This is a genomic window from Pseudomonas sp. S5D5 (assembly GCF_003013355.1).
Taxonomy (GTDB): Bacteria; Pseudomonadota; Gammaproteobacteria; order Pseudomonadales; family Pseudomonadaceae; genus Aquipseudomonas; species Aquipseudomonas aylmerensis.
Genome location: NZ_PTEO01000001.1, coordinates 3,824,531 through 3,845,419, shown reverse-complemented (window position 1 = coordinate 3,845,419; position 20,889 = coordinate 3,824,531). Strand labels below are relative to the sequence as shown.

The 20,889-nt window shown below is 63.3% G+C and carries 16 protein-coding genes; 6 read left to right on the top strand and 10 right to left on the bottom strand.

The genetic code is table 11. From position 1 onward, the window contains the following. The first annotated feature begins 13 nt into the window (after positions 1-13). The 3 genes from treS to C9990_RS17550 are packed head-to-tail and all read left to right on the top strand — an operon-like array spanning position 14 to position 6,814. On the top strand, positions 14-3,361 hold the full coding sequence (gene treS, locus C9990_RS17560) for a maltose alpha-D-glucosyltransferase (RefSeq protein WP_106804118.1): 3,348 nt from the start codon (positions 14-16) through the stop codon (positions 3,359-3,361). Further along, positions 3,358-5,595: a 1,4-alpha-glucan branching protein GlgB gene (glgB, locus tag C9990_RS17555; protein ID WP_106804117.1), complete on the top strand. Its 2,238-nt coding sequence runs from the start codon at positions 3,358-3,360 to the stop codon at positions 5,593-5,595. The genes treS and glgB overlap by 4 nt, the downstream gene beginning before the upstream one ends. 52 nt (positions 5,596-5,647) lie before the next feature. Next, the gene (locus tag C9990_RS17550; protein ID WP_065906656.1) at positions 5,648-6,814 is read left to right on the top strand and encodes a diguanylate cyclase; all 1,167 of its coding nucleotides are present in this window, start codon (positions 5,648-5,650) and stop codon (positions 6,812-6,814) included. Positions 6,815-6,816: 2 nt separating this feature from the next. On the opposite strand, the gene C9990_RS17545 is transcribed toward C9990_RS17550, so the two are convergent. The 5 genes from C9990_RS17545 to C9990_RS17525 form a co-directional block, all read right to left on the bottom strand. Next, positions 6,817-9,003 carry an ATP-binding protein gene (locus C9990_RS17545; RefSeq protein ID WP_106804116.1) on the bottom strand — a complete coding sequence of 729 codons (2,187 nt, stop codon included), beginning with the start codon at positions 9,001-9,003 and terminating at the stop codon, positions 6,817-6,819. Positions 9,004-9,171: 168 nt separating this feature from the next. Continuing rightward, positions 9,172-10,026 (bottom strand): CAP domain-containing protein, encoded by an 855-nt coding sequence (locus C9990_RS17540; protein ID WP_065906660.1) that lies wholly within the window; start codon positions 10,024-10,026, stop codon positions 9,172-9,174. An 81-nt stretch (positions 10,027-10,107) separates the two neighbouring features. Further along, on the bottom strand, positions 10,108-11,433 hold the full coding sequence (locus tag C9990_RS17535) for an MFS transporter (protein WP_106804115.1): 1,326 nt from the start codon (positions 11,431-11,433) through the stop codon (positions 10,108-10,110). A 58-nt stretch (positions 11,434-11,491) separates the two neighbouring features. Beyond that, the gene (gene lhgO / locus C9990_RS17530) at positions 11,492-12,685 is read right to left on the bottom strand and encodes an L-2-hydroxyglutarate oxidase (protein ID WP_106804114.1); all 1,194 of its coding nucleotides are present in this window, start codon (positions 12,683-12,685) and stop codon (positions 11,492-11,494) included. Between the two features lie 109 nt (positions 12,686-12,794). Then, positions 12,795-13,505: a FadR/GntR family transcriptional regulator gene (locus C9990_RS17525; protein WP_065906667.1), complete on the bottom strand. Its 711-nt coding sequence runs from the start codon at positions 13,503-13,505 to the stop codon at positions 12,795-12,797. 152 nt (positions 13,506-13,657) lie between these two features. On the opposite strand from C9990_RS17525, the gene C9990_RS17520 reads away from it, so the two are divergent. Continuing rightward, a complete protein-coding gene (locus C9990_RS17520) occupies positions 13,658-14,329 on the top strand; it encodes a GNAT family N-acetyltransferase (protein ID WP_106804113.1) in 672 nt (223 codons plus the stop codon). A 4-nt stretch (positions 14,330-14,333) separates the two neighbouring features. Here C9990_RS17520 and C9990_RS17515 read toward each other — a convergent pair whose 3' ends face one another. Continuing rightward, positions 14,334-14,936: a TetR/AcrR family transcriptional regulator gene (locus C9990_RS17515; RefSeq protein ID WP_106804112.1), complete on the bottom strand. Its 603-nt coding sequence runs from the start codon at positions 14,934-14,936 to the stop codon at positions 14,334-14,336. Positions 14,937-15,008: 72 nt separating this feature from the next. Between C9990_RS17515 and C9990_RS17510 the strand changes: the two genes are divergently transcribed. Beyond that, positions 15,009-15,614 (top strand): NAD(P)H-dependent oxidoreductase, encoded by a 606-nt coding sequence (locus C9990_RS17510; RefSeq protein WP_106804111.1) that lies wholly within the window; start codon positions 15,009-15,011, stop codon positions 15,612-15,614. Positions 15,615-15,710: 96 nt separating this feature from the next. Here C9990_RS17510 and C9990_RS17505 read toward each other — a convergent pair whose 3' ends face one another. The 4 genes from C9990_RS17505 to C9990_RS17490 all read right to left on the bottom strand — a co-directional run bounded on the left by C9990_RS17505 (position 15,711) and on the right by C9990_RS17490 (position 19,881). Then, positions 15,711-16,100: a hypothetical protein gene (locus tag C9990_RS17505; protein ID WP_065906750.1), complete on the bottom strand. Its 390-nt coding sequence runs from the start codon at positions 16,098-16,100 to the stop codon at positions 15,711-15,713. Positions 16,101-16,132: 32 nt separating this feature from the next. Beyond that, positions 16,133-17,389 (bottom strand): 3-phosphoshikimate 1-carboxyvinyltransferase, encoded by a 1,257-nt coding sequence (locus C9990_RS17500; RefSeq protein ID WP_065906673.1) that lies wholly within the window; start codon positions 17,387-17,389, stop codon positions 16,133-16,135. A 594-nt stretch (positions 17,390-17,983) separates the two neighbouring features. Further along, positions 17,984-18,538 carry a UPF0149 family protein gene (locus C9990_RS17495; protein ID WP_065906675.1) on the bottom strand — a complete coding sequence of 185 codons (555 nt, stop codon included), beginning with the start codon at positions 18,536-18,538 and terminating at the stop codon, positions 17,984-17,986. Positions 18,539-18,633: 95 nt separating this feature from the next. After that, positions 18,634-19,881, bottom strand: a complete 1,248-nt coding sequence (locus C9990_RS17490) for a chloride channel protein (RefSeq protein WP_106804110.1) — start codon at positions 19,879-19,881, stop codon at positions 18,634-18,636. Between the two features lie 192 nt (positions 19,882-20,073). On the opposite strand from C9990_RS17490, the gene C9990_RS17485 reads away from it, so the two are divergent. Further along, on the top strand, positions 20,074-20,886 hold the full coding sequence (locus tag C9990_RS17485) for a crotonase/enoyl-CoA hydratase family protein (protein ID WP_106804109.1): 813 nt from the start codon (positions 20,074-20,076) through the stop codon (positions 20,884-20,886). Positions 20,887-20,889: the final 3 nt, after the last annotated feature.

The following is a 20,889-nucleotide window of genomic DNA, read 5'->3' as shown; positions in this document are numbered from 1 at the left end:
TCAGGAGTTTCCAATGGCGAAGAAACCCAAGGCTGCCACCTTTATCAAAGACCCGCTCTGGTACAAGGACGCGGTGATCTATCAGGTTCACGTCAAATCCTATTTCGACTCCAACAACGACGGCATCGGTGACTTTCCCGGGCTGATCGCCAAGCTCGACTACATCGCCGACCTGGGCGTGAACACCATCTGGCTGCTGCCGTTCTACCCTTCGCCGCGGCGCGACGATGGCTATGACATTGCCGAGTACCGGGGCGTGCACAGCGACTACGGGACCATGGCCGACGCCAAGCGCTTTATCGCCGAGGCCCATAAGCGCGGATTGCGGGTCATCACCGAGCTGGTGATCAACCACACCTCGGACCAGCACCCATGGTTCCAACGCGCCCGCAAGGCCAAGCCCGGTTCGGCGGCGCGGGACTTCTACGTGTGGTCGGATGATGACCAGAAGTACGACGGCACACGTATCATTTTCCTCGACACCGAAAAATCCAACTGGACCTGGGACCCGGTCGCCGGCCAGTACTTCTGGCACCGCTTCTATTCCCACCAGCCGGACCTCAATTTCGACAACCCGCAGGTGATGAAAGCCGTGCTGTCGGTGATGCGCTACTGGCTGGACATGGGCATCGACGGCCTGCGCCTGGACGCGATTCCCTACCTGATCGAACGCGATGGCACCAACAACGAAAACCTTCCTGAAACCCACGGCGTGCTCAAGCAGATCCGCGCCGAGATCGACGCGCATTACCCCGACCGCATGCTGCTCGCCGAGGCCAACCAGTGGCCTGAAGACACCCAGCTGTACTTCGGTGATCGCAAGGGTGATGACGGTGACGAGTGCCACATGGCCTTCCACTTCCCGCTGATGCCGCGCATGTACATGGCGCTGGCCCAGGAAGATCGCTTCCCGATCACCGACATCCTGCGCCAGACCCCGGAGATCCCCGCCAACTGCCAATGGGCGATTTTCCTGCGCAACCACGATGAGCTGACCCTGGAAATGGTCACCGACAAAGAACGCGATTACCTGTGGAACTACTACGCCGCTGACCGCCGCGCGCGGATCAACCTGGGTATCCGCCGGCGCCTGGCGCCGTTGGTGGAGCGTGACCGTCGACGTGTCGAATTGCTCAACAGCTTGTTGCTGTCGATGCCAGGCACACCGACCCTGTATTACGGCGATGAAATCGGCATGGGCGACAACATCTACCTGGGCGACCGTGATGGGGTGCGCACGCCGATGCAGTGGTCCATCGACCGCAACGGCGGTTTTTCCCGCGCCAACCCGGCGAGCCTGGTGTTGCCGCCGATCATGGACCCGCAATACGGCTACCAGTCGGTCAACGTCGAAACCCAGGCCCAGGATCCACACTCGCTGCTCAACTGGACCCGCCGCATGCTTGCGGTACGCAAGCAGTCCAAGGCGTTCGGCCGTGGCAGTCTGAAAATGCTCTCGCCCAGCAACCGCCGCATCCTCGCCTACACCCGCGAATTCACCGGCGACGATGGGCGTACCGAAATCATCCTGTGCGTGGCCAACGTGTCGCGCAGTGCCCAGGCAGCCGAACTGGACCTGTCGGCGTTCGCCGGCATGGTGCCGGTGGAGATGTTGGGCGGTAATGCATTCCCGCCGATTGGCCAGCTGAATTTCCTGCTGACCCTGGCGCCATATGGCTTCTATTGGTTCGTGCTGGCGGCGGAAAACCAGATGCCGAGCTGGCATGTGGAACCGGCGCAAAGCATGCCGGACTTCACCACGCTGGTGCTGAAAAAACGCATGGAAGAGCTGCTCGAAGAGCCGTGCCGCGCGACCCTGGAGCAGACCTCGCTGCCGGCCTGGCTGCCCAAGCGCCGTTGGTTTGCCGGCAAGGACACGGCCATCGACAGCGTGCGCATCGTCTATGGCGCACGCTTTGGCGACCCGCAGCACCCGGTGTTGCTCAGCGAGCTTGAGGTGACCGCCGGTGGCCAGGTCAACCGATATCAGCTGCCATTCGGCTTTCTCGGCGAAGACCAGTTCACCAGCGCCTTGCCGCAGCAACTGGCGCTGGCCCGCGTGCGCCGTGTGCGCCAGGTCGGGTTGGTGACGGACGCCTTCAGCCTTGAGCACTTCATTCGCGCGGTCATCCAGGGCCTGCAAGCCGGCACCGTGCTGAACACCAGCGATGGCGACCTGCGTTTTGAAGCCACGCCGCACCTGGCCAAGTTGCAGCTCAATGACGAGTCGGTGGTGCGCTACCTGTCTGCCGAGCAGTCCAACAGTTCAGTGGTGGTGGGCGAAAGCCTGGTGCTCAAACTGATCCGCAAAGTCAGCGCCGGGGTGCACCCGGAGCTGGAAATGAGCGCCTACCTGACCGCCGCCGACTACCCGAACATTTCGCCATTGCTGGGCTCGATGGTGCGCCGCGATGCGGCGGGCGATGACAACCTGTTGATGATTGCCCAAGGCTACCTGAGCAACCAGGGCGATGCCTGGAGCTGGACCCAGAACAACCTTGAACGCGCGATCCGCGACGAACTCGCCGAAGCCATTTCCGAGCAGGAACAACACTACAACGCCCTGGGCGAACTGGCCGACTTTGCCGGATTGCTCGGGCAGCGCCTGGGCGAAATGCATGGGGTACTGGGCGCGAAGACCACGAACAAAGACTTCAAGCCCGAGGTCACCACAGTCAAGGATACCCAGGCCTGGGCCAAGGATGTCGGTGCACAGATCGACCGTGCGCTGCAATTGCTCAAGCTGCACCAAAGCCAATTGAACCCTGGCGATCAGGCGCTGGTCAGTGAATTGCTGGTTCAGAAAAAAGCCATTGCCAGCCATGTGCAGGCCTTGGCGAAAGCCACGCTGGGCGGCCTGCGCATTCGTGTCCACGGTGATTTGCACCTGGGCCAGGTGCTGGTGGTGAAGGGCGATGCCTACCTGATCGACTTTGAAGGCGAGCCTGCGCGGCCGCTGCATGAGCGCCGGGGCAAGCACAGCCCGTACAAGGATGTGAGCGGGGTGTTGCGTTCCTTTGATTACGCGGCGGCGATGGCGCTGAATGTGCAGGGCGTGGATCACTCGACGGAGGCGGACGTTGCCCGCAAGCGCGTGACCGATCGTTACCTGAAAGAAGCGCGCCAGGCATTTATCCAGGCTTATCAGGCAGCTACGTCTACACTGGCGCATGACTGGCAGGATGCCAAGGGCCAGGACGCTGCGCTGACGTTGTTCAGCCTCGAGAAGGCCGCGTATGAAGTGGCTTACGAAGCGGAAAATCGCCCGACCTGGCTGCCAGTGCCCCTGCAAGGGTTGCACGGCTTGCTGAGTGGGCTTGTACCTATATCGAAAACTGTACGCGGTGGGGAGACGTCATGAGCTTTACACATAAAGAACCGCTGCAGCCGAAATTGACTGCATTGCCGGCGTCCAACGACGTCGAAGCGCTGGTGCGCGCCGAGCACCATGATCCGTTCTCGATCCTGGGGCCGCACGATGACGAGCAGGGCGGCCAGTTTATCCGCGCCTTCCTGCCGGAAGCCCTCAGTGTGCAGGTGCTGGCACGCGACAGCGGCGAGCAGATCGGCAGCCTCGATGCGACCCAGGTGCCGGGTTTGTTTGTCGGGCACTTCGCGACTCGCCAGGCCTACCTGCTGAAAATCCAGTGGGCGGGCGGTGAGCAGATCACCGAAGACCCGTACAGCTTCCAGCAACTGCTGCTGGGTGAAATGGACCTGTACCTGTTTGCCGAAGGCAATCACCGCGACCTCGGCAGCTGCCTGGGCGCCCAGGTGACCAGCGTCGACGGCGTGGAGGGCGTGCGATTTGCCGTGTGGGCGCCGAATGCCCGGCGTGTGTCGGTGGTCGGCGACTTCAACATCTGGGACGGGCGTCGGCACCCGATGCGCCTGCGTCATCCGTCCGGTGTATGGGAGATCTTTATCCCACGCCTGCAACCGGGCGCAGCCTACAAATACGAAATTCTCGCTGCCAACGGGATCCTGCCGCTCAAGGCCGACCCGATGGCGCTGGCCACCCAACTGCCGCCGGACACCGCCTCCAAGGTCGCGGCGCCGTTGCAGGTGGACTGGCAGGACCATGCGTGGATGCAGTCGCGCGTCGAGCGTCAGAAGACCACCGCGCCGCTGTCGATCTACGAGCTGCACGTGGGTTCCTGGCAGTGCGAGCTGGACGAGGCGGGCGAGGTCTCGCGCCAATACAACTGGCGCGAGCTGGCCGAACGGCTGGTGCCCTATGTGCAGCAACTGGGCTTCACCCACGTTGAACTGATGCCGATCATGGAGCACCCGTTCGGCGGCTCCTGGGGCTATCAGGCGCTGTCGCAATTCGCCCCGACGGCACGCTTTGGCTCGCCGGAAGACTTTGCCTACTTCGTCAATGCACTGCATCAGGCGGATATTGGTGTGATTCTCGACTGGGTGCCGGCGCATTTTCCTACCGATACCCACGGTCTGGCGCAGTTCGATGGCACCGCGCTGTATGAATACGCCAATCCGCTCGAAGGCTTTCACCAGGATTGGGACACGCTGATCTACAACCTGGGCCGCACCGAAGTCCACGGCTTCATGCTGGCTTCGGCGCTGCACTGGCTCAAGCACTTCCACATCGATGGGCTGCGCGTGGATGCCGTGGCGTCGATGCTGTACCGCGATTATTCGCGCAAGGCCGGCGAATGGGTGCCCAATCGCCACGGCGGTCGCGAGAACCTCGAAGCCATCGACTTCCTGCGCCACCTCAACGACGTGGTCGCCCTGGAGGCGCCTGGCGCGCTGGTGATTGCCGAAGAATCCACCGCCTGGCCCGGCGTCAGCCAGCCCACCCAACAGGGCGGCCTGGGTTTCAACTACAAGTGGAACATGGGCTGGATGCACGATTCGCTGCACTACATCCAGCAGGACCCGGTGTACCGCGCCCATCACCACAATGAACTGAGCTTCGGCCTGGTGTATGCCTGGTCCGAGCGTTTCATCCTGCCGATTTCCCACGATGAAGTGGTGCACGGCAAGCACTCGTTGATCGACAAGATGCCCGGCGACCGCTGGCAGAAATTTGCCAACCTGCGGGCTTACCTGGCGTTCATGTGGATGCACCCTGGCAAGAAACTGCTGTTCATGGGCTGCGAATTCGGCCAGTGGCGCGAGTGGAACCACGACCAGCAGCTGGATTGGTACCTGCTGCAATACCCGGAACACCGCGGCGTGCAGAAACTGGTGGGCGACTTGAACCGCCTGTACCGCGAGGAACCGGCCCTGCACGAACAGGACGACGCGCCCCAGGGCTTCCAATGGCTGATCGGCGATGATGCGATCAACAGCGTGTATGCCTGGCTGCGCTGGAGCAAGGATGGCAAGCCGGTGCTGGTGGTTGCCAACTTCACCCCGGTGCCGCGTGAGGCGTATGCCGTCGGGGTGCCGTTTGCCGGGAGCTGGAGCGAAGTGCTCAACAGCGACGCCGACCTGTATGCGGGCTCCAATTACGGTAACGGTGGCACCGTTTCCACGCGTGATGAGCCGCGCCATGGGCAGGCGGTCTCGCTGTCCTTGAATCTGCCGCCGTTGGGTGTGTTGATTCTGCGGCCGCAAGCGCTTTAAAGCGCTCTACACGGCTGGATTCTGTTGTCCGCGCTACTGGCAGGGTGCCACAATGGCACCCTTGTCGTGGCAGTTGAATCAGGCGAATTTCATGAACGGCCTTGGGCGTAGGCAGGACCAGGATTGCTTTATAGAGGAACAGGTGCGGACTGACCGTTTGCATCAGTTGTTTCGGCAGTCCTTTGCCGCGATTTTCGGCAGTTACCTCGCTGCGGTGATGCTCTGCTGGCTGTGTTGGGAGCGCTTTGACCACACGGTCATGCTGGTCTGGCTATTGGTGCTGGCGGCCACGTCATTGCTGCGGGTCAAGATGTTCATGGAGTGGTTCCGCTGTCCCAACGGCGAGCGCACCCCGCAGCGCTGGGAGCGTCGCTACTGGATCACGCTGATGCTGTCTGCCGGCGTCTGGGGCGCCGGCGCACTGGCCGTAATGCCGACCGACGATCGAGTGTCGCAGGTGCTGGTCATGCTGTTTACCGTGGGCATGTCGGTGAGTGCCGTCTCGTGTTATTCCGCGTATCGCTACATGACCCTGGCGTCCCTGGCCCTGGTGCTGCTGCCGTGCACGCTGTGGCTGTTGTTCCAGCCGTCGTCGATGCAAGTCGGGGTGGCTGTCGCCGTGCTGGTGTTCTCCACCTTTGTGGTCAGCGCCACGCGCAAGCTGTCGGATGCGCTGGAAAAAGCCTTTCGCCTGACCCGGCAAATGGAACGGGCCCACAACATCTCTACACGCGCCGCACAGACCGACGAACTCACCGGGCTGATGAACCGTCGCGCGTTTTTCGAACATGCCCAGGTGTTGTACGCGCAATGCCGCCACAATCAGCAGCCGTTGTGCGCGCTGATGCTGGACATGGACCACTTCAAGCAGATCAACGATACCTACGGTCACCAGGCCGGTGACCAGGTGCTGCGCCAGATTGGCGGGGTGATCAGTGCCTCGTTCCGCCAGGCCGATGTGTACGGCCGCCTGGGGGGCGAGGAGTTCGCGGTGCTGCTGCCCAATACCTCGCTGGAGGCGGCGCGAGACATTGCCGAGCAGTTGGTCAAGGCGATCTCCGGCCTGGTCTCCGAGCCGGTGCATGGCTTGACCGCCAGCCTCGGCGTGGCCTCCACCCATACCCTTGACCAGGATTTGCACGGCCTGATGAACACCGCCGACAAGGCGCTGTATCGCGCCAAGGCGTTGGGTCGCAATCAAGTGGCCGTGGCGGAATAGGCTCAGTCCTTGAGCATGGCCTTGGCCAGCACCCGTGCGACCTGGTCGGCGGAATAGGGCTTGGCGAGGAACTCGAAGCCTTCATAGCCGCTGTCAGCCAGCTCCTCGCTGTAGCCCGACGTGAGAACTATCGGCAGGTCCGGCCGGCGCTCGCGCAGCACCCTGGCCATCATCACGCCGGTGATCCCCGGCATGACCACGTCCGAGAACACCCCGTCGAAGGCCATGGCGTCCGCGCCGGCCATCGCCAGTGCCTGTTCGGCATCGGTGGCCCAGGTGGTCTGGTAGCCCAGGTCCTGGAGGATCTGGTTGGCGAAGCGGCCCACGTCGAGGTTGTCTTCCACGATGAGGATATGGCGGTGCGACGGGTCATGGTCCGGGCACGCGGCTTGCTGCAGGTGCGCCAACTGGACTGCCTGGGACTCAACGGCCGGCAGGTACAGGGTAAATACCGTGCCCTGGCCCGGGGTGCTGGCCACGTCGACGTTGCCGCCGGACTGCTTGGCGAAACCGAACACCTGGGACAAACCCAGCCCGGTGCCTTTGCCGACGGCCTTGGTGGTAAAGAACGGCTCGAAGATGCGCTCCAGGTTGTCGCTGGCCATGCCGCTGCCGGTGTCGGCCAGGGACACCGTGACGAAGGGCTGGCGCGACTCGGCGTCGCCACGGATACGCGGCAGGGCCGCCACGGTGGCCACGCGCAAGGTCAGCGTGCCTTGGCCGTTCATGGCGTCACGGGCGTTGAGGGCCATATTGATCAGCGCGGTTTCGAACTGGCTGGAGTCGACGCGCACATGGCACGGGCTGTCGGGCAACTCGACGCGCACCTGGATCCGCGCCCCGGTGAGGCTTTCCAGCATCTCGCCGATATTCTTGACTCGCAGGCTCACATCGAACACTTCCGGGTTCAATGGCTGGCGCCGGGCGAAGGCGAGCAGCTGGCTGGTGAGTTTGCTGGCCCGCTCGACGGTGTCCGACACCGCGCCCATGTAACGCTGGCGCCGCTCCTCGGAGAGACCGGGCTGGCGCAGGAAATCCACCGACGAGCGAATGATCGTCAGCAGGTTGTTGAAGTCATGGGCGACGCCGCCGGTCAACTGGCCGATGGCTTCCAGCTTCTGTGACTGGCGCAGCGCGGCTTCGGCCTGGGAGAGGGCGGTGGTGCGTTCCGCCACCCGCTGTTCCAGGGTCGCATTCAGCTCGGTGAATGCCGCCAGGCCCTCACGCACGGCGACGTCGGCGCGCACGCGCTCGATATGTGCCCAGGAGCGTTCGGTGACTTCGCCCACCAGGGCCAGGTCATAGGGCGACCACACGCGCGCCGCTTTGTGATGCACGGCCATCAGCGCGGTGAGCCGGCCATGCTTGATCAGCGGGAAACACACGGTCGCCAACGCGCCCAGGGCCTGGTAGCTGGCGGCGATGTGCGGCTCGAATTCGATGCGATTGTCCTGCACCACCACCGGCTCGCCGGCGTGCAGGCGTTGTACGGCCAACTCACCGAACGAGGCCAGGCTGTAGCGTCCGACGATGCTCGGCGAGCCGGGCGCCGCCCAATTGCCGCGAATGGTGAAGCCGTCTTCATCGGCGTCCATGTCCGCATAGGCGCAGTTGGACACCTGCAGGTGCTCGGCCAGCAGGCGCGTGGTGGTGGACATGATGGTTTCGGCATCGGTGGCATTGGTCACGGCGTTGCCGATCGCATCCAGCACCGCCAGGCGCCGCGCAAGAAATACCGTGGCGGTGGTTTCGGTCACCGTGTCCAGCAAGCCGACGACCTTGCCCTGGGGATCGCGGATGGGGCTGTAGCAAAAGGTGAAGTAGGCCTGCTCGGGGCCCGCGCCACGCTCGATCAGCAGCGGGAAGTTCTCGATGTAGGTGGCATGCCCTTCGAAAGCCGCGTCCGCGATGGGGCCGACCTGGTCCCACACTTCATGCCAGGTTTCGCTGAAAGGTCGCCCCAGCGAGTAGGGCTTGTCGCCAAGGATGGGCACAAACGCATCGTTGTAGAGCGTGATCAGGTGCGGTCCCCAGACGATGGCCTGGGGAAAGCTCGAGGCAAAGCACAACGCTACCGTGGTCTTGAGCACATCCGGCCATTGTTCCAGCGGGCCCAGGGGCGTACTTGCCCAATCATGCTGGCGTACCCGCTCAGCCATGTCGCTGCTGCTTTGCAGCCAATTCATCATTGGGAGAACACCTTGTTTGCCACAATCGGTCGAGCGCCTGAAGAGGTCAGGCTAACAAGCAACAGACCGAAATGAACGTTGCCAGTTCAGCGGAATTATCCACGAGATGGCAATTTGATGCTTCATCCATTTGAATAGATAAATATTCCGCGATCCGGGCGCTGTTTTTTACTGCGATGTGCCGAACAAACCGGTCCAGTAGATCCCTGCGTCACTTTTCGGGTCCATGGCATAGGCCGCGCCCAATTCGCGAAACTGCGGGTTCATCAGGTTGGCGCAATGCCCGGGGCTGGCGAGCCAGCCGTCGACGACCTTGCGCGGCGTGTCCAGGCCGGCGGCGATGTTTTCGCCGATGTTTTTTGCCGGGTAGCCGGCCAGTTCGGCGCGGTCACCGGGGGTACGGCCGTCGTGGTCGAGGTGGTCGAAGAAATTGCCGTTGGCCATGTTGCGCGTGTGGCTGTTGGCGGCGCCGGCCAGGTCGTCATTCCAGGACAGCGGGGTGGTCGCGCTGAATGCCTGGGTGCCGCACTGGCGCGGTTGCGCGCGCGCGGTGTTGATCAGGGTGAGCAGTTGCTTGCCTTCGGTCTGCCAGTCGCCGAGGCCACTGGACAGCAGGGGACGGGCGAGCACGATGCGCCAGTCCTGGCCGCTGTTGCTCACACCGATATCGACAAATTGCGGATCGAGCACCACGCGGCAGAAACTCTCGCGGACCGCCTTCATGGCAGCCTGGGCATCCTTGGGGCCGGACAGGCTGATGGCCTGCACATTCACCATCGGGTATGCCGCCCGGGCCAGGGCCTGTTGCAAGTCGCCGACATTGGTGGCCGGCAGCACCAGGCGGGTGTCGCTGGCCAAAGGTGGCAGTTCCTGGGAACCCTGGTCACCGCAGCGCTGTACCTGGCTGCGGTAGTCGTTGATCTGTTGCACCAGCTGGATTTCTTCATTCGCCATCGCGCTGGCGCAGAACACCGTACTGGCGGCCAGCGTCGTAAGACCCATCATCAATGACAGAACGCGCATGGACGTTACCCTTGAGCTTGAAAGTGCCCATGATGCGCGATGTAGGTGCGTCCATGCACCCGTTGGTCCGAACTTTTTTCCTCAGTTCTTGAATGCCGAGTGCTTGCGGCCCTGGTCACACAACGCAAACACCACCACCAGCAGCGCCGAAATGGCGAGGATTATCACCACGCCATCAGTGGAGTGGGTGGCCGATGCCGCCACCATCGACAACGCACCCAGTGGCGCCAGGCCACCGGCGATGGCGGTGCCGATTTCACGGCCGGTACCGAAGCCGGAAGAGCGCGTCTGGGTCGGGAACTGCCGGCTCAGGAACGAGCCCTGCGGGGCAAACATCATCGGTGCGAGGACGCCGGTGCCGACGCCGATCGCGATGTAGATCATCAGGCTTTCGCCGCTGTTGAGCAGGGCCAGGAACGGGTAGGCGAACAGCAGCGAGCACAGCCCGCCGAGGATCAGCACGTGCTTGCTGCTCCACTTGTCACACAGCCAGCCAAAGCAAGGCACGGCGACGATGGCGATCAGGCTGGCGATGGTTACCGACAGCGACGTGACGTGCACATCCACGCCTTTGAATTGGGTCAGGTACGCCAGGGAGAAGGTCTTGAAGATGTAGCTCAGCGCGTTGTAGCCGATGGCCACGAAGAACACTACGGCCAGGCCTTTGAGGTCGTTCTTGAACAGGGCCTTGAGCGGCGAGGCCTTGGCCTTGGCGGCTTCTTTGCTCAGCTCCTTGAACTGCGGGGTTTCCGGAATGCTCTTGCGTACCCACAGGCCGACGCCCACCAGCACGATGCTGCAGACGAAGGGAATACGCCAGCCGCCGGCCAGCAGGAACTCGTTGCCGTTGATGGTCAGCAGGTACACGGTGAGCGACGACAGCAACAGGCCCAGGTTCAGGCCCAGCGCCGGCCATGCGCCCTGGCTGCCGCGCTTGCCCTGCGCAGCGTGCTCATAGGAGGTGACCGCCGCGCCGGACAGTTCGGCCCCCGCACCCAGGCCCTGGATGATGCGGATGAACACCAGCACGATCGGCGCCCAGATGCCGATGGAGGCGTAGCTGGGGATCAGGCCGATCAGCGTGGTGCACACGCCCATCAGGCAGAAGGTCAGCACCAGCACTTGCTTGCGGCCGAACTTGTCGCCCAGGTAGCCAAACAGGATGCCGCCGAACGGGCGTGCGATAAAGCCGATGGCAAAGGTCGAAAAAGCCATCAGCGTGGCGGTCTTCGGGTCGCTGTTATCGAAGAAGATTTTCGAGAACACAATCGCCGCCATGGTCGCGTACAGGTAAAAGTCGTACCACTCCAGCATTGAGCCAAAGATGGTCGCGGCGGCGACTTTGCGCAGGCGCTTGCGGGTTTGCTCGGGCGTTTCGGTGCCGGGGATGGAGGCAGATGCCGTCATGCTGTACTTCCTTCTGAGTCTTTGTAGTTATTGTCAAATGGAGGCGTATTGCCGGGTGTTACTGGGGCGTGAACAGGCGGTCGGCGATCATCGCGCCGATCGGCATGGCTGACGTCGCGGCCGGTGAGGGGGCGTTGCAGACATGGAGCATTCGCGAGGTCTGGGCGAACAGGAAGTCGTGCACCAGGCTGCCGTCGCGCATCACCGCCTGGGCGCGGATCCCGGCTTCATAGGGCAGCAGGTCGTCGAGGGTCAGTGACGGGCAATACTTGCGGCACTGCTCCAGGTAGCCGGATTTGAACAACGAGTTCTTCATCTCGGTGGTGCCCGAACCGAGGTTCTGCCAGACGGTTTTCCAAAAGCCGGGGAAGCGCGCGTACTCGGCCACGTCGCGCCAGTTGATCGAGAACTTGCGGTAGTTTTCGCGACCCAGGCCCAGCACGGCGTTCGGGCCGACGGTGATGCTGCCGTCGATCATGCGGGTCAGGTGCACACCGAGGAACGGCAAGTCCGGGTCGGGAATCGGGTAGATGAGGTGATTGACGAGGCCGTTTTTTTCCGGCGGCAGGCGGAAGTATTCGCCGCGAAACGGGATGATCTGGTGGTCGATCTTGATCCCGGCCAGGGTCGCCAGGCGGTCCGACTGCAAGCCAGCGCACACCACCAGATGACGCGCCTGCCAGGTTTCACCAAGGGTGTTGATGGTGACGGTGTCGGTATCTTCATGGATGCCGGTGACGGTGCGTTCCAGGCAGATCTCGCCACCGCTGCGGCGAATCACCCGCGCCATGGTCTCGCACACCTGGCGGTAATCGACGATGCCAGTGGCATCCAGGAACAGCCCGCCCAGGCCGACGATGTTCGGTTCGCGCTCGCGCAACTGGTCCGCATCAAGGCGCTCGACCTGCATGCCGTTGAGTTGGGCGCGGGCATGCAGCGCTTCCATTCGCTGCATTTCCAGCGGGCTGGACGCCACCAGCAGCTTGCCGCACACCTCGAACTTGATGCCGTGCTCGGTGCAGAACTGCTTGGTGGCTTCGGCGCCACGCTTGCACAGGTCGGCCTTGAGGCTCCCCGGCGCGTAGTAGATGCCGGCGTGGATCACGCCGCTGTTGTGGCCGGTCTGGTGCTTGGCCAGCACCGATTCCTTTTCGAGGATCACCAGCGAGGCGCCCGGCTGGCGCTTGAGCAGCTCCATGGCGGTGGCGAGGCCGACGATGCCGCCGCCGATGATGCAAAAGTCGTGAATCATTGCGTGGGGTACCTGCGGTTGCACATCAGTCTGCTTATCAGGTTGTCAGACTAATGTTTTGGTTAAAAAAATGGCGTGTCGGGGACACGCTGCAAAAGGGTGGATTCGGTCAATGTTTGGCGGGCAGTTCCAGGCTCAGGCGGCGTGCTGCCGCGCGCAGGTGGGCCTCGGCACTCGCGGCGGCACGCTGGGCGTCGCCGTCGGCAATCGCCTGGAACAGCGCCTGGTGTTCCTGGGTGGCGTCGGCAGAGCCGGTGACAAAACGCGAGGCGGAGTTTTCCCAAGCGGTCTTGCGGGCGCTGGCCAACTGGCTGCGCAGGAAGTCATGGAAGGCCACGAAGTAGTCATTCTTGCTGGCGTCGGCGATGGCGCGGTGGAACTCCACATCGGCGAGGGCGGCCGCTTCGAAGTTGTCGCGGTGCTCCTGCATGTCCTGCAGCGCGCTTTTCATGCGCTGCAGGTCGGCTTCGTCGCGGCGTTGCGCGGCAATCGCGGCGGCCTGGGTCTCGATCCACAGGCGCACTTCGAACATCTGCGCGAGGTCGGGGCGCCGTCCATTCGGCTGCGGGAAACGGAACACCGTACCGGCTGGCGTCTGCGAGATAAACGAGCCCAGGCCCCGGCGCGCAGTGATCACGCCATCGGCCTTGAGCTGGGCAATGGCTTCACGCACCACGGAGCGGCTGACGTTGAGTTGTTCGGCCAGTTGCTGTTCCGTGGGCAAGCGCGACTCGGGCGGCAGTTGGCCGGAGTCGATTTCTGCGCGGATGGCACTGACAACCCGGACGACCAGCGAATCGGGGCGTTGAAGCTCAAGCATGGGAAAACCTTGTTGATCAGGTTGTCAGACAATAGTCGTTACGATTTTACCTTGTCAATATCGGCGTGGCTTTTGGGTGCGGCCTGCAGGCCATACACTCGCCGCAACAGGTACAATCGCCGCTGCCTTGACGCGAAACCCCAGGAATTTGCATGTACAGCCTTACCCGCTACACGACACCGTGCCCCGAGCCCATCAACGCGCAGGTCCTGCAGATGGTGGTGGACAACCTCACCGACATCAGCAGCGTCGCGCTGCCGCCGAGTAACCTGCTCTACAACATTTACCAGTACGCCATCGGTTTTGAAGTGCACCTGTACCTGGAAGCCCTGGACGGTTCAAAGGGGATTGCCGTCGAGTTGGTCGTGGCGATGGACGCGGAAGAACTGCTTGGCTTTTGCCTGTACCTGCCCGTCAAGGACGATCCGCAAGCCTGCGGGATTGCATTCATGGCCGTGCAAGTCGGCCATCGGCGCCAGGGTGTGGCGCGCGCGATGATGCGCGAGGTGTTGAGCCGTTATCCCCATGCGGAACTCGCGTGCTCGATGGAAAAAGTACCGGCTTTTGAACGCATGGGCTTTCAGGTGCGGGGCGCGCGCGGCACCCAGGTGCTGATGAATACCCGCGACTACGGCACTGATGGCCTGATGGGCGTGCTGGACGTGGCGTCGATCTACAGCTCGCTGGAAGTGCGCCAGATCCATACCTACCTGCTGCAAAAGCACGGCAAGCGCGCGATGCTCGACGCCGAGAAACAGCGCGACCGGCATCTGGATCAACTGACGCGCAAGGTACGGTTGTTCGTCCAGAACCTTCCGGCGTAAACCGTCAACCGCGCCCGCGATTGACCATCGCCAGCAGGGTCGCAAGCAGCTCCTGCTGCGCCTCTTCACGGCTGACTTCGCCACTGGCTGCCGCCTGGGACAAGGCTTCCGCCGCGCCCAGCACCGCCCGCAGGCCGACCTGGGACACCGTGCCGCCGGGCGCGAAGGGCGACAGCGCGTCGCGGCACTTGGCGAGGAAAATCGCCTCGTATTCGCGCTTGAGGGTTTCCAGTTCCGGTGAGCTGCTCAGCGCGGCGATCACCCCCGGAATCTCCCGGCCCTGCAACAGCACGCAATCGACATAACTCGAGGCGATCACCCACGCGCGATCCTCCAGCGTGGCATCGCTGGCCTCGATGGCTTGGGTAAACACCTTGTCCTGGCGCGCGTCGAAGTCGGCATACAGCGCGGCGAGCAACCCCGCGCGCGTGACGAAATGGTCATAGACCACCGGCTTGGTCACTCCCGCGAGTTCCGCCAGGCGCCCGAGCGTCAGGGCTTCGGTGCCTTCATCGCGGACCAGTTGCCAGGCCACATCGAGCAGCTGGCGCAGACGATCTTCACGGCTCAAGCGCCGGCGTGGGGCAGGGGACTGACTGCTTGACATGCTTATATACCAAAAGTAACTTAGTGGTTGTAACTTACTAAACGTAGCTTAAGCCCAAAGGGAGTCAATGTCATGCATGCACTCATCGTTGTCGCGCACCACGACCCGCAATCCCTCACTCACGCCGTCTCGGCGCAGGTGGCCGCCGGCCTGACTGCCAGCGGCCACACCGTGGAAATCGCCGACCTCGCCGCCGAAGGCTTCGACCCGCGCTACACCGCCGCCGACCACCGCGTACACCGCACTCGCGCCACGCCACCGGCCGACGTATTGGCCGAGCAGGCGCGCATCGACCGCGCCGATGCGCTGGTGCTGGCATTCCCGATCTACTGGTGGTCGCTGCCGGGCCTGCTCAAGGGCTGGGTCGATCGCGTGTTCGTCAACGGCTGGGCCATCGACTACGGCCCGGACACGCCGGTGGTGAAAAAGCTGCGGCACTTGCAGGTGCATCTGCTGGCGCTGGGGGCCGCCGATGAAAGCGCGTTTGAACGACATGGTTATGCCCAGGCGATGCGTACGCAGATCGACTACGGGATTTTTGACTACTGTGGGGCGCAGGTGCTGACGTCCGAGCTGTTGCTGGAGTCGGAAAGCGACAGCGCGCAAAGCCATTTGCGCACCGCCGAGAAGCTCGGCCGGCAGTTGTTTGTCCCGCGTCAGGTGCGAGAGAACGCCTGAGCGCCAGCCTGTTCCAGGTTGCTTTGAATCAAGTGTGCCCAGTGCCACGCGCCAGGGAATCCGTCGTGGCGCGGCAATCGGTGGTTCGAGCGCGGTTCAACCGTCGCGAAACAGGTCGTGGGCATCCAGCAGGCGGTAGGCGATCTCGGGGTGTTTTTCCATGCCCCGGCGAATCGCCGCCGGGATCGATTGGCGGGTCTTGCGGCACAGGCCTGGCAGGTCGTCGATGACGATCTGGATGCCGCGCATGCTCTTGACCTCGGCGTGGCCGGGGGCGATGTGCACGCGGATTCCGAGGAGTTCGTACATGCGCTGCTGCATGCGTTCGAGGTCCTGCAGGCTCTGCAGGTTTTCGAGGCGTTCGACCAGGCGTTTTTCTTCCTGGCGCGTCAGGCTGAGGATGCGCAGGTCGGCGCCGGGACGTTCCAGCAGTTGTTCTCGTTCGCAGACGCAGGCGCCGGGTGGGCAGGGTTGGCGAATTGTCATGTGCATTGCCTCCCCATTCCGGCGCCGATGCCTCAGTAGGTCAGTTGGACCCCGAGACTGCCCAAGGCCTTCCAGTACTCAGGATAGGTCTTGGCCACGCAGTCCGGATCCTGGATGCGGATGCCCGCGACCTTCAGCCCGGCCAGCGCAAAGCACATGGCGATGCGGTGGTCGGCGTGGGTGTCGATCAAGGCATTGCACGCGGTGCCGGCCAACGCAGGATCGGCGGCGACCAGCAGGTCATCGCCCTCGATCGTGGCCAGGCCCGCACGGATTTCATTCAGGCCATCATGCAGCGCCTGCACGCGGTCGCATTCCTTGACCCGCAGGTTGGCCAGCTCGGTGAAGCGCACCGGGGTGTTGTTGAATGCGGCGAGCACCGCCAGGGTCGGGATGGCGTCCTGCATCTGCGAACCGACGACCGTGGCCTGCATGTTCGGGAATTGCGCGATCACCGCCTGGGCCTTGGCGTCCGGCTGGGTGAAGTCCTGCGCGGCGACGCCGATGTCGATGCGCCCACCGGTCAGCACTTCAGCGGCCCACAGGTAGGTGGCGGCGGAAGCGTCGGGTTCGATCAGGTAGTCATGCGCGGTGTAGCCGGTCGGCGCCACACGCCAGGTGGTGTCGTCGACCACCTCGACCTGCGCGCCGAACGCGCGCATGCAGTCCAGGGTCAGGTCGACATAGCCGCGTGCACCGATGTCCTTGCCGGTCAGCGCCACTTCAATCGGCGCTTCGCCGCAGGCCGCCAGCATCAGCAGGGCCGACACGTACTGGCTGGACAAGCCGCCGTCGATCTCGAAGCGCTTGGCCGCGACTTTACCCGCACCGTGCACGGTGACCGGTGGGCAACCGGTCGGGCTGTCGACCGCGATGCCGTTCTGGCGCAGGGTGGCCAGCAGCGGGCCGATCGGGCGTTTTTGCATATAATCGTCGCCGTCCAGCACGACGGTGCCTTCAACGGTGGCGACGGCGGCGGTCAGAAAGCGCATGGCGGTGCCGGCATTGCCGAGGAACAGCGGCTGCGTCGGCAACTGCAGTTTGCCCTGGCCGGTGACGACGAAGGTGGTGTCATCCGGCTCGTCGATGGTCACGCCCATCTGGCGCAGGGCGACCGACATGTGGCGGGTGTCATCGCTTTTCAAGGCGCCGCTCAAGCGGCTGGTGCCCTTGGCCAGGGCCGCCAGCAGCAGGGCGCGGTTGGTAATGGATTTGGAGCCGGGGGGCGCGACCTTGCCATTGAGGGGGAAATTGGGCGGTGTCACGGTCACGGTTTTCTGCGAACTCAAGGTACGAGGCTCCTGATTCTAGGCGAGGTGGCACGGAGTGGCCGACGGGGCGGACTTGAATAATCGGGTATAGATGCGGTGCTTGTCGAGCTTGGGGTCGTGGTTGCTGATATTTATTGGGTGGGATTTGGTGTCACTGTGGGAGCTGGATTGCCTGCGATGGCGGGCTTCGGGGCGCTGGGGGGGGGTGGATCAGGTTGGGGGCATATCCGTTTTTGCGGTAACGGCGGCTTATGGTTCCGCCCTTACGGCGGGTCACTTTTGGAAAAGCCCCAAAAGTAACCAAAAGGGCTCTTGCCCCAACACTCGGCACCTCGCCTAGGCTCGGTGTGCCCGTAATCCGATATTGATTTGGGGGGCCGCCGCCACGCGCCATCCATGGCGCGGGGCGGCTAAACCGGCATCCCTGCCGGTTTACCCCCCCAAATCAATATCGAATTCCGGCCAGCGTGTTTGATGGGGCGCCTAGATCAAGATCAAGATCAAAAGCAACGGCACGGCGGCCTGGCAGCCGGCCTGAGTGGTTGGATCAAGAGCGGGTAGGTGTTGGAGCCGGCTTGCCGACTCGGGGTTTCAGATGCGCTCTGCAGCTTTTTATCGTTTTGCCAACCAGTAGTCATGCAGCGCGCGTGCGGCGGGTTCGAGTTCGCTGACTCGCTGCTGGTGTGTTTGCACGTCGAGGTCGGCGGGTAATTCGAAGTTGTCCTGTTCGGCGCACCAGGAGATTTTTTCCAGCAGTGCGGCTTGTTCCGCCGGCAGTTCCGGCCAGTTGCCGATGGCCGCGCCGCGGATGTAGCCAAAGCACCATTCTTCGGCCAGGGTGACGTTCTGGCCCTGGTGTTCGGTTTCGTCGAAGCGAGCCTTGAAGCCACGGGCGTCGGTGGCCAGTTGGCTGGCCAGGGTGTTGAGGTGGCGCACGCACAGTTCGAGGAAGCTTTGTGCTTCGTCCATGTTGTCCCACTCCGGGTTTTGCCCGCCCCATATCGCCGGGAACCACTCGGCCACGTCGACCTGGGCTGGGCTGGAGACCAGCGCGGTGAAGTAACCGTCGAGTTCGGCCAGGTTCAGCACCGAGTGGTCGTCGCCGTACTTGAGCAGGGTCTCTTCGATGAAGTCGAAATCGGCGGCGGTGAGGGGTTGGGCGTGCATGGCATTTCCTTGAGCGTCGAGCGCCGCTGATGGGGCGGCTTAAAGCGCAAAGGATGGCGCTTGAGGCGGTTTTTATCCAGCGGTTTGCAGGGTTTTTACCCGAACCGCTGGCACAGTTTGCTCACGCACACCGCGCCCACTACCGCCAGAATGATCGGCACCAGGAAGTCATGGTCGATGCGGGTGAATTCCGCCACCAGCACGATCGCGGTCAGCGGCATGCTCATGCTCGCGGCCAGGAACGCTGCGGCGCCGATGATCGCGAACGCGCCCAGCGGCACGCCGGGCCAGGCCAGGCTCCAGGCGCCACCGAGGATGATCGCCAGCAGCGCGCCATTCGCCAGGCCCGGCGTCAGCAGGCCACCCTCGGCGCCGGCGCGCAGGCTGCTGGTGGTGATCAACACCTTGACCAGCAGCAACAGCGCCGCCAGGCCGATCGTCAGTTCATTGTCGAAACCCAGTTGCGCCGGGCCTTTGCCATTGCCGAGGATCTGCGGCAGCAGCATTGCCAGGCCGCCGATCAGGGTGAAGTTGATCAATGACCACACCGGCAGGCGCCAGCCGCGCGCGGCGTTGGCCCGCGCCGCACCGGTCAGGCGGGTGAAGCCATACGCCGCCACGCCGAACACCGGGCCGCACACCAGCGCCCAGGCGATCAATGTCGGGCTCAGCACAAAGTGCGGCACCACGTACTGCGATTCGGCACCCAGCCCGACCCAGGCCACCGCCGCGCCAATCGCCGAGGTGGCCAGGGCGATGATCGCCGCCGGCCAGCTGAACGCGCCCACCAGCACCTCCAGCACAAACACCGCGCCGCCCAATGGCACGTTGTACACCGCCGCCAATCCGGCCCCTGCACCGCAGGCGACGATCAGGCGATGCATGTGCGGTTCCAGCCGCGCCCGCTGCGACAACCACGTCGCCGCCAGCGCACCGACTTCACGCGGCGCCACTTCACGCCCCAGCGGCGAGCCGAGGGCCACGGTGATGATCTGCAGCAAGGCGTGGGCGAGGGTGGTCTTGGGCGGCATGATCGGCATCTTCTCGGACACCGCCTGCCGGATGCTCACCAGCGGGCGGCCGTAGCGATAAAGCGTCCACCAGCCCAGCCCCGCGACCAGCCCGCACACCACCAGCACCAGCAGGCGCCGTTCGGGCGCTGCAGCGGTCACGCCGGATAAAAAGGTTGCATGGCTGACCAGGCTGTCGAGGCTGTAGCCGTAAGCCAGGTGCTGGATGCCATGCAGCAGCAACGCCAGGAGCATCCCGCCCAAGCCGGCACCGATGCCGGTCAGCACGACCACCAGGGCCAGGATCAAGGATGAGCGAAACGTGGTCGGCATAGGCGGCTCCAGGCAGTGGCCCTGATTGTATAGCCGATAAACCGGGCCTTACGGATGAAATGTATCGGCACTGCACGCAGCGCGTCCTCACAACATTCCATTACCTTTGCCAGTCCCGGTTTTGGCCGATGCGCCGTGGCGTACCCTTGTTATAGTTCGGGCCTTATCACTCGCCAGTCAGGGATCACTGCCATGTCCGAATACCAAGCTTTTGTCGTCGAACTCACCGGCAACGTTGCCCATGTGCAGATCAACCGCCCGGAAAAGATCAACGCGATGAACGCCGCGTTCTGGACCGAGATCATCGACATTTTCCAATGGATCGAAGACACCGACGCCGTCCGCGCGGTGGTGCTCAGTGGTGCCGGCAAGCATTTCTCCTCGGGTATCGACCTGATGATGCTGGCTTCGGTCGCCAATGAATTCGGCAAGGATGTGGGGCGCAACGCACGCTTGCTGCGCCGCAAGATCTTCGAGCTGCAAGCCTCATTCAACGCCGTCGACAACTGCCGCAAACCGGTACTGGCGGCGATCCAGGGTTACTGCATCGGCGGCGCCATCGACCTGATCAGCGCCTGCGACATGCGTTACGCCGCCGAGGGCGCGCAGTTCTCGATCAAGGAAATCGACATCGGCATGGCCGCCGACGTCGGCACCCTGCAGCGCCTGCCGCGCATTATCGGCGACGGCATGTTGCGCGAGCTGGCCTACACCGGCCGCCAGTTCGGCGCCGAGGAAGCGCGCAGCATCGGCCTGGTCAACCGGGTGTATGCCGATCAGGACAGTCTGCTGGCCGGAGTCTTCGAAATCGCGCATGAAATCGCCGCCAAGTCGCCGATTGCGGTGACCGGCACCAAGGCGATGATCAGCTACATGCGTGACCATACGGTCAATGATGGTCTGGAATACGTTGCCACCTGGAACTCGGCTATGTTGCAATCCAACGACCTGCGCGTGGCCATTGCGGCCCATATGAGTAAGCAGAAACCCGAATTCGTGGATTGACTG